Origin of the sequence: Mesorhizobium sp. M6A.T.Ce.TU.002.03.1.1 (genome assembly GCF_003997275.1) — a bacterium.
GTDB lineage: Bacteria > Pseudomonadota > Alphaproteobacteria > Rhizobiales > Rhizobiaceae > Mesorhizobium > Mesorhizobium mediterraneum.
This window is the reverse complement of record NZ_RZTI01000260.1, coordinates 1-2,552: the sequence shown is the minus strand read 5'-3', so window position 1 is coordinate 2,552 and position 2,552 is coordinate 1. Positions and strand designations below refer to the sequence as shown.

Genomic DNA, 2,552 nt, shown 5'->3' with positions numbered 1-2,552 from the left:
GCCACGCTCGCCACCATCGCCGAGGAAGCGGCTGCAGCCGGGTTGACCTCACCGGCGCTGATCGTCGTCGGCGGCATCGTTGCGATGCGCGCGGCATTGGCGGGCGAGCCATGACCCGCGCGATCATCATCGGCGCACCACGCTCGGGTTCGGGCAAGACCAGCGTCACCATCGGCATCTTGCGCGCACTCGCCCGGCGCGGCCTGAAAGTGCGCGGCGCCAAATCCGGCCCCGATTATATCGACCCCGGCTTCCACACAGCCGCCACGGGCTTGTCCGGCGTCAATCTGGACAGTTGGGCGATGCCGCCTGCGTTGCTCAACGCGCTGGCAAGTGACGCGACCGAAGATGCCGATTTCATCTTCCTCGAAAGCGCCATGGGCCTGTTCGACGGCATCCCATCTGCTCCGGGCCGCACCGGCTCGGCCGCAGACCTCGCCCGGCTCTACGGCCTGCCTGTACTGCTGGTGCTCGACGTTTCCGGACAGTCGACCACGGCGGCAGCCGTCGCCAAGGGTTTTGCTACTTACGACCCCGATGTGCGCATGGCCGGCGTCGTGCTCAACCGGCTGGGCAGCGAGCGTCACCGGCGGCTTTGCAGTGATGCCATCGAGGCGATCGGTCTGCCTGTCGTCGGCTCCATATTGCGAGACCCGACGCTCAACCTTCCGGAGCGCCATCTCGGCCTCGTCCAGGCCGGCGAATATGAGAATTTGATGGCGCATCTCGACCGGCTGGCCGACATGGTCGAACGCTCGCTCGACCTCGACGCCATCATGGCGCTGGCGGCGCCATTCGCGCCCGCTCCCGGCAGTTTCGGCGATGCGCTACCGCCGCCCGGCCAGCGCATCGCACTGGCCCAGGATGCAGCCTTCACCTTCCTCTATCCGCACGTCGCCACGCATTGGCGCAAGGCCGGGGCGGAAATCATTCCCTTCTCGCCGCTCGCCGACCAAGCGCCCAGCGACAGTTGCGATGTCTGCTGGCTGCCCGGCGGCTATCCCGAGCTGCATGCCGGCCGCCTCGCGGCGGCTGCGAATTTCAGGGCCGGCATGGAAGCGTTTTCCGCAACACGGCCGGTGCACGGCGAGTGCGGCGGCTTCATGGTGCTCGGCGAGGCGCTGGAGGATGCATCGGGCGAGACGCACAGGATGCTCGGCCTGCTCGGTCACTCGACCAGCTTTGCCAAACGGAAGATGAATCTCGGCTACCGCGAGGCGCGGCTGCGGGCCGATTGCCCGCTGGGAGCCCAAGGCACGCTGATCCGCGGCCATGAATTCCACTATGCGCAGATGACCGCGACCGGCAATGACGAACCGCTGGCCGACCTCGCTGATGGCCAGGGCAATCCGCTCGGCGCCTCCGGCTATCGGCGCGGCCATGTCAGCGGCACGTTCTTCCATGCCATTGCGAGAGGCGAATGACGGTCGTCCCCTCACCCCGGCAAGCCCTCGACGACATCGCGCTCTGCCTCGTCTTCTTCACGCGGCTGCCGCTGCCGGTCGTCGATTTTCGGGACCGCAGCCTTGCGGCTGCGATCTGGGCAGCGCCCGTCGCGGGCCTCGCCGTCGCTCTGATTGGCGCGTTGGTCTACGCGGTCGGGACCTGGCTCGGCCTTGGCGCCGGCCCGGCAGCGGCACTTGCCCTTGCCGCAACCTTGCTCGCCACCGGCTGCATACACGAAGACGGGCTTTCGGATGTCGCCGACGGTTTTGGCGGCGGCAAGACGCGCGAGAAAAAACTGGAGATCATGCGCGACAGCCGTATTGGCGCCTATGGCGCCTGCGCGCTCGGCATCTCGCTGCTAATCCGCTGGAGCGTGCTTTCGGGTTTCGCTGGCCCCGTCTACGTGTTCTTGGCCCTCATCGCCGCGCATGCCGCTTCGCGCGGCTTGTTCGGCGCTTTCATGCATCTATTGCCGGCAGCTCGCAGCGACGGGCTCTCGGCCGACGCAGGCATGGTGTCGGCCGAAACCGCCATTGCCGGTGCCGTGCTCGGCGCCGTGGCGCTGCTGGCGCTAGGGTTCGGTGGCGCGGTCGCTGCATTCATCCTGCTCGGCCTGTTGTTTGCCGCCTTCCGCGAGCTGTGCCGCAACCAGATCGGCGGCCAGACCGGCGACACGGTCGGCGCCCTGCAGCAGTCTGGCGAAATCGCAGTCCTGCTCGTCGCTTCCGTTTGCCTTTCCTGACTCTGTTTCGGAGACTTTGCCCCCATGCCTTTCAAATCGCTCGATGAACTGCGCGCGACCTGCCTCGATCTGCCTGCGGGCAGCGACGCCGCGGCCAGTGCCGTTGCCCGCCGCCAGGACACGCTGACCAAGCCGCAAGGCAGTCTTGGCCGATTGGAGAGCATCGCCGCCTGGCTGGCCCGCTGGCAGGGCCGCGACATGCCGCAGCTCGACCGCGTCAAAGTCTTCGTATTCGCCGGCAACCACGGCGTCACCGCACAGGGCGTGTCGGCCTTCCCGTCGGAGGTCACCGTGCAGATGGTGGCGAATTTCGCCGGCGGCGGTGCCGCCATCAACCAGCTTGCCCGCATCGCCGGTGCGGAGC

The 2,552-nt window shown here is 67.6% G+C and carries 3 protein-coding genes; all 3 read left to right on the top strand.

Going from position 1 to position 2,552, the window contains the following annotated elements; all coding sequences use genetic code 11:
- Positions 1-110: 110 nt before the first annotated feature.
- Complete coding sequence (locus EOC93_RS33265; RefSeq protein ID WP_127206730.1) at positions 111-1,424, top strand: cobyrinate a,c-diamide synthase; 1,314 nt, start codon at positions 111-113, stop codon at positions 1,422-1,424.
- The gene (locus tag EOC93_RS33260; protein WP_127206729.1) at positions 1,421-2,188 is read left to right on the top strand and encodes an adenosylcobinamide-GDP ribazoletransferase; all 768 of its coding nucleotides are present in this window, start codon (positions 1,421-1,423) and stop codon (positions 2,186-2,188) included. Before EOC93_RS33265 ends, EOC93_RS33260 begins: the two co-directional genes overlap by 4 nt.
- A gap of 24 nt (positions 2,189-2,212) precedes the next feature.
- The coding region (locus EOC93_RS33255; protein WP_206532301.1) for a nicotinate-nucleotide--dimethylbenzimidazole phosphoribosyltransferase at positions 2,213-2,552 on the top strand (340 nt) is incomplete at its 3' end.

Bases quoted from the DNA above. Each gene is read 5' to 3' on its own strand.
- EOC93_RS33265 (WP_127206730.1), top strand. From the start codon at position 111: ATGACCCGCGCGATCATCATCGGCGCACCACGCTCGGGTTCGGGCAAG.
- EOC93_RS33260 (WP_127206729.1), top strand. From the start codon at position 1,421: ATGACGGTCGTCCCCTCACCCCGGCAAGCCCTCGACGACATCGCGCTC.